The 5,290-nt window shown below is 70.2% G+C and carries 7 protein-coding genes and 1 pseudogene; 5 read left to right on the top strand and 3 right to left on the bottom strand.

Going from position 1 to position 5,290, the window contains the following annotated elements; all coding sequences use genetic code 11:
- Positions 1–272, bottom strand: a pseudogene (locus G6030_RS16285) (hypothetical protein); the annotation flags it as partial.
- A 238-nt stretch (positions 273–510) separates the two neighbouring features.
- On the opposite strand from G6030_RS16285, the gene G6030_RS13530 reads away from it, so the two are divergent.
- Together G6030_RS13530 and G6030_RS13535 are read left to right on the top strand one after the other, a co-directional pair.
- The gene (locus G6030_RS13530) at positions 511–1,761 is read left to right on the top strand and encodes an LLM class flavin-dependent oxidoreductase (protein WP_182643479.1); all 1,251 of its coding nucleotides are present in this window, start codon (positions 511–513) and stop codon (positions 1,759–1,761) included.
- On the top strand, positions 1,758–2,468 hold the full coding sequence (locus tag G6030_RS13535; protein ID WP_182643480.1) for a CE1759 family FMN reductase: 711 nt from the start codon (positions 1,758–1,760) through the stop codon (positions 2,466–2,468). The genes G6030_RS13530 and G6030_RS13535 overlap by 4 nt, the downstream gene beginning before the upstream one ends.
- Positions 2,469–2,518: 50 nt before the next feature.
- Here the strand turns inward: G6030_RS13535 and G6030_RS13540 are convergent, their stop codons facing one another.
- Entirely contained in the window at positions 2,519–2,845 is a 327-nt protein-coding gene (locus G6030_RS13540; protein WP_061229933.1) for a hypothetical protein, read from the bottom strand.
- Positions 2,842–3,765, bottom strand: coding sequence for a mycothiol conjugate amidase Mca (gene mca / locus G6030_RS13545; protein ID WP_182643481.1), 924 nt, complete (start codon positions 3,763–3,765; stop codon positions 2,842–2,844). The genes G6030_RS13540 and mca overlap by 4 nt, the downstream gene beginning before the upstream one ends.
- A 137-nt stretch (positions 3,766–3,902) precedes the next feature.
- Between mca and G6030_RS13550 the strand changes: the two genes are divergently transcribed.
- From G6030_RS13550 to G6030_RS13560, 3 genes are all read left to right on the top strand, one after another.
- A complete protein-coding gene (locus G6030_RS13550; RefSeq protein WP_063972393.1) occupies positions 3,903–4,361 on the top strand; it encodes a DUF4307 domain-containing protein in 459 nt (152 codons plus the stop codon).
- Positions 4,362–4,495: 134 nt separating this feature from the next.
- The gene (greA, locus tag G6030_RS13555; protein ID WP_007630145.1) at positions 4,496–4,993 is read left to right on the top strand and encodes a transcription elongation factor GreA; all 498 of its coding nucleotides are present in this window, start codon (positions 4,496–4,498) and stop codon (positions 4,991–4,993) included.
- 93 nt (positions 4,994–5,086) lie between these two features.
- A partial coding sequence (locus G6030_RS13560; RefSeq protein ID WP_182643482.1) for a hypothetical protein occupies positions 5,087–5,290 on the top strand: 204 nt, incomplete at its 3' end.

Here is a 5,290-nt window from a genome sequence, read left to right on the forward strand (position 1 = left end):
GCCAGCTCCGGGGACCGCGTCGGCGCCGGGCCAGGTGCCGCCGACGGGCCAGGCGCCGGGGCCGGGGTCGTTCCGGGGCCCTGATGCGGCGGTCGCTGGGCGGCGAAGTGGTCCTCGATGGCTCTCCGTAGCATCGGCAGATTGGACATGTCATCGGAGTGGAAGCGGCCCGTCGCGAGATCGAGATAGCCGAGGTCGGTACCACCGGGCGTCGACGCGTAGAGACGGTCGTGTCCGTAGCGCCGCCACCTGCGAACGATCCACTCTGTCACGCGCCCTCCTCCGGCCGGTCACGGTGAATCGTGGCATCGCCCGCACGAACACGGCAGAGGATCCGCCGAAAGCCACCTACTCGTGCCACGCACTCCCTCCGCCGCCCCTGGGCGCTCGCGACCCACACCCACCGCGTGAGGGGTAATACGGCCGGGCCCCCTTTTGTTTGACATGTCAGCAACGTACGCTGGGCGCATCGACACACGGCTGGGCGTATCGACAACGAGAGGGACCACCATGCAGTTCGGAATCTTCAGCATCGCCGACATCACCCCGGACCCCACCACCGGGCGCATACCCACCGAGCACGAGCGGCTCGAGGCGATAGTCGAGTACGCCACCCTGGCCGAGCAGGTGGGCCTGGACGTGTTCGCGCTGGGTGAGCACCACAACCCGCCGTTCGTCACGTCCTCCCCCACCACCACGCTGGGTTACATCGCGGGCCGCACCAGCGAGATCATCCTCTCGACGGCCACGACGCTCATCACGACCAACGACCCGGTGAAGATCGCCGAGGACTACGCGATGCTGCAGCACCTGTCCGACGGGCGCGTCGACCTGACGATGGGCCGCGGAAACACCGGCCCGGTGTACCCGTGGTTCGGACAGGACATCCGCCAGGGCCTGCCGCTGGCCATCGAGAACTACGAGCTGCTGCACCGCCTGTGGCACGAGGACGTGGTGGACTGGGAGGGCAAGTTCCGCACGCCGCTCCAGCAGTTCACCTCGACGCCCCGCCCGCTGGACGGCGTCGCCCCGTTCGTGTGGCATGGCTCGATCCGCTCGCCGCAGATCGCCGAGCAGGCCGCCTTCTACGGCGACGGCTTCTTCCACAACAACATCTTCTGGCCCATCCACCACACCAAGCAGATGGTGGAGCTGTACCGCCGCCGCTACGAGCACTACGGCCACGGCTCGGCTGATCAGGCGATCGTCGGCCTGGGCGGCCAGTTCTTCGCGCGCGCCAACAGCCAGGACGCGGTCAACGAGTTCCGCCCCTACTTCGACAACGCGCCGGTCTACGGCCACGGCCCGTCGCTCGAGGATTTCACCGCGCAGACCCCGCTCACGGTCGGCTCGCCGCAGCAGATCATCGACCGCTACATCACGATGCGCGAGCACGTGGGCGACTACCAGCGCCAGCTGGTCCTCGTCGACCACGCCGGCCTGCCGCGCAAGACGGTGCTCGAGCAGATCGAGATCCTGGGCACCGAGATCGTCCCCACCCTCCGCCGTGAGCTCGACGCGCTGCGCCCGGCCCACGTGCCGGACGGCCCCACGCACGCCGCGCGGGTCGCCGCCCGTGACGCCGAACTGGCCGCCGCCGGCGAGCCCGCCTACTCCGACGCCTACCGCTTCGGCACCGGCGACAACTGGACGGGCCTCACCGCCGAGGGCGGGCAGCGGGCACAGCAGGAGTCGCTCGCCCACAACCGCCGCACCCAGGCCCGCCTCGCCGAGGCGCCGGCCGGAAAGGAGTCCAAGTGAGCTCCGAGCACCTGACCGACCACACCGCCCCTGACGAGCGGCCGCTCAACCTCGTCGTCGTCGCCGCCGGAACCTCCGTTCCCTCCAGCACGCGGATGCTCGCCGACCAACTCACCTCCGCCACCCGCGACGCCCTCGCCCGCCACGGGCAGCGCGTCGAGGTGACGGTACTCGAGGCGCGCGAGCTGGCCCACGAGGTCGTCGACGCGACGTTCACCCGCTTCCCCGGCGAGAAGCTGAGCGCGGCGATCGACGCGATCGGCCGCGCGGACGGGCTGATCGCGGTGACGCCGATCTACAACCAGTCGTTCTCGGGCCTGTTCAAGTCGCTGTTCGACGTGATCGAGCCCGGCACCATCGCCGGGGTGCCGGTGGCGCTCGGTGCGACGGGCGGGACGGCGCGGCACTCGCTGGCGGTCGACTACGCGGTGCGGCCGATGTTCGCCTACCTCAAGGCCGACGTCGTGCCCACCACCGTGTTCGCGGCCGCCGAGGACTTCGGCGCCGTGTCCACCGCGGGCGACGAGAACTCGCTACGGACGCGCGCCGTCCGGGTGGGGACCGAACTGGGCGACTACATGCTGCGGTTCGCGGGGGTCACCGCCGGCGCGGTCGAGCCGACGCGCGCGGATGACAAGCGGGGACGACGGGACGACGACGACGAGTTCAGCGACTTCGTCCCGATGGGCGATCTCCTGGGACGCTGAACCGGCAGCGGCACCGGACACCCGGCCGGCCCGCCTGACGCCGCGGGGCGTCAGCGCGGGTCGCCCACCTCGTCGCTACCGGGGGCACCGATCACACCAGAGCGGTCGGTGCCCTCGTCGGCGAGCTGGTCCGGCGCCGGGTTCTCGGCGTCGAAGCTCTCCGGCAGGTTCTTGATGTGCTTGTTCATGTTGCGCACGAGCAGGACCGTGGCGATGAGCAGCAGCAGTACGAGGGGGATACCGAGCGGCGAGGCCTTGCCGAACTCGGGGCCGACCGGGTTGTCGTTGTACCCGGGGGTGCCGGGCGACTGGTTCTGAGCGAAGATCATCGCCGACTCGTACGCCAGGATCTGGACGTCCGGTCCCAGGGTGATCATCGCGCGTCCTCACTCGTGCTCGGTCCGACCGGGAGCTCGACCGACGGGTCGACTCCCGCGAAGAGGTCTGTCTCGTATTCTCCCTCACCGAGCTGAGGGAAGCCCACCCGACTGGCTGCCAGTTCGAACTCCTCGGTCGGCCACACCCGCTGCTGCATCTCCACCGGCGCGGCGAAGAACCAGCCGTTGGGGTCGATCTGGGTGGCGTGCGCCAGCAGGGCCGAGTTGCGCTGCTCGAAGTAGTCCGCGCACTCCACCCGGGTGGTCACCCGCTCCATCACGTCCGGACGGTCCTTCCAGCGGGAGAGGAACTCGTCGAAGTGGCGGACGCCGTCGCGGGCGTAGAGCTCCTCGTCGAGCAGCTCGAGGCGGCGCCGCGGGAAGCCGTGCGTGTAGTAGACCTTCGCAATGGCCCACGGCTCGCCCGCGTCCGGATACCGGGTCGGGTCCGCGGCGGCCTCGTAGGCGGCCATCGACGCCGAGTGCACCTTCAGATGATCCGGGTGGGGATAACCACCGTTCTCGTCGTAGGTGATCATCACGTGTGGCCGGAACTCACGGATCCTGCGGACCAGGGCCTCGGTGACCTCGTCGTCGTCGGCCAGGGCGAAGCACCCCTCCGGCAGAGGCGGCAACGGGTCCCCCTCGGGCAGCCCCGAGTCCACGTAGCCCAGCCAGTGGTGGTCGACGCCCAGGATGTCGGCGGCGCGCGCCATCTCGCGCACGCGCACCGCTGGGAGATCCGCGACGATATCCGGGCGGTCCATCGCGGGGTTGAGGATGTCGCCCCGCTCTCCCCCGGTGCACGTCTCGACCAGCACGTGGACACCCTCCGCGACGTATTTGGCCATGGTCGCCGACCCCTTGGACGACTCGTCGTCGGGGTGGGCGTGGACCGCCATCAGCCGCAGACCGGCCATCGGGTGCACCTGCCGTTCTTCTCGAGTAAGTGGAGGACCGCACCATTCTATGGGCGTCGCCGCGCGGCGTGCCCCCGGCCCGTGCCCCGGTGGACCCCCGACCGTCGTCGCCGACGCGCCCGGATACCCTTGCCCCCATGAGTGAGCCGAGGTCGGACGCCCCGTCGCAGCGCCCCGTGGGGCCGCCCGCCGACCGGTACGCCGACGCCGACCGCGGCTCGGGCCTGGCCGGCAAGGTCGTCGCGGTTCTCCTCGTCCTGCTCGTGGGCGCCCTGCTGGTGGCCGGCGTGGTGACGATGTACCGCCTCAACCAGACGCCCGATATCGCGGGCGAGGCGACCGGCGTGGAGGTCGTGGATTCCGGCCGGGTCGACCTCACGTTCACCGTCACCCGCGAGGAGCCGGGCACGCCTGCCTACTGCATCATCCGGGCGCAGGAGGAGTCCAAGGGCGAGCTGGGCCGGCGTGAGGTCTACGTTCCTCCGTCTGAGAACGGCACCGTCGAGATCACCGCGTCGGTGTTCACCACCGACCGTGCGTTCATCGCCGACGTCTACGGCTGCGGCGAGGACGTCCCCGACTACCTGCGCAGGTAGAGCGCCTGCGAGCCCGACCGACCACCGCCCTGGCGCGGCGGTGTCTGTGTTAATATTGGCGCTTCAGCACGGCTCCGGATCCGCGGGGCCGTGTTTTTATTAACTCACGCACGCGAACAGATTGGAGTGCGCTCATGGCGAACGACACCCAGGTCCACTGGCTGACCCAGGACTCGTACGACCGCCTCATGGCCGAGAAGGAGGCGCTGATCGCCAACCGTCCGGTCATCGCCGCCGAGATCAACGAACGGCGCGAGGAGGGCGACCTCAAGGAGAACGCCGGCTACCACGCCGCGCGCGAGCAGCAGGGCCAGGAGGAGGCGCGGATCCGCACCATCGACGACCTGCTGGCCAACGCCCAGGTCGGCGAGACGCCCACCGAGTCCGGCGTCGCGCTCATCGGCTCCGTCGTCCGCGCGTACTACAACGGCAACGAGGACACCAAGGAGACCTTCCTCATCGGCACCCGCGGCGAGGGCTCCGGCAAGGACGACCTCGAGATCTACTCGCCCGACTCGCCGCTCGGCAAGGCCGTGCTGGGCGCCAAGAACGGCGAGACCCGCGAGTACACCGCCCCCAACGGCAAGAAGGTCTCCGTCACCGTCGTGACCGCGGAGCCGTACCAGAGCTGACCTGCTCCGTGGCGACCCCGGTGGTAGGTTCTTCACGAATGTCGGGTCGCCCAGACGTGCCCGACTCAGCGCCGGCGTAGCAGGAGTTCCAACGTGTCAGACGGTTCCCAGGACAGGCCCCACGGCCCTGCCCCGACGATCGAGGCGGCCGCAGCGAGGGTCCTGGGTCCGGCACTCCGGACCGGCCAGTCACCCTTCGAGGACGATCTCTACACCTGGACCCCCGAGGTCGCGGAGGAGCTCGCCCGCCGCCTGGACGCCGACCCCGCGGACGACGCGGGCGGCGCCGGCGGCGGG

This window comes from Dietzia sp. E1, assembly GCF_014145015.1.
In the GTDB taxonomy this organism is placed as follows: domain Bacteria; phylum Actinomycetota; class Actinomycetes; order Mycobacteriales; family Mycobacteriaceae; genus Dietzia; species Dietzia cinnamea_A.

What these genes read in the sequence shown, in the direction of transcription:
- G6030_RS13530 (WP_182643479.1), top strand. Translation starts at nt 511, where the DNA reads ATGCAGTTCGGAATCTTCAGCATCGCCGACATCACCCCGGACCCCACC.
- G6030_RS13540 (WP_061229933.1), bottom strand. Translation starts at nt 2,845, where the DNA reads ATGATCACCCTGGGACCGGACGTCCAGATCCTGGCGTACGAGTCGGCG.
- mca (WP_182643481.1), bottom strand. Translation starts at nt 3,765, where the DNA reads ATGGCCGGTCTGCGGCTGATGGCGGTCCACGCCCACCCCGACGACGAG.
- G6030_RS13550 (WP_063972393.1), top strand. Translation starts at nt 3,903, where the DNA reads ATGAGTGAGCCGAGGTCGGACGCCCCGTCGCAGCGCCCCGTGGGGCCG.
- greA (WP_007630145.1), top strand. Translation starts at nt 4,496, where the DNA reads ATGGCGAACGACACCCAGGTCCACTGGCTGACCCAGGACTCGTACGAC.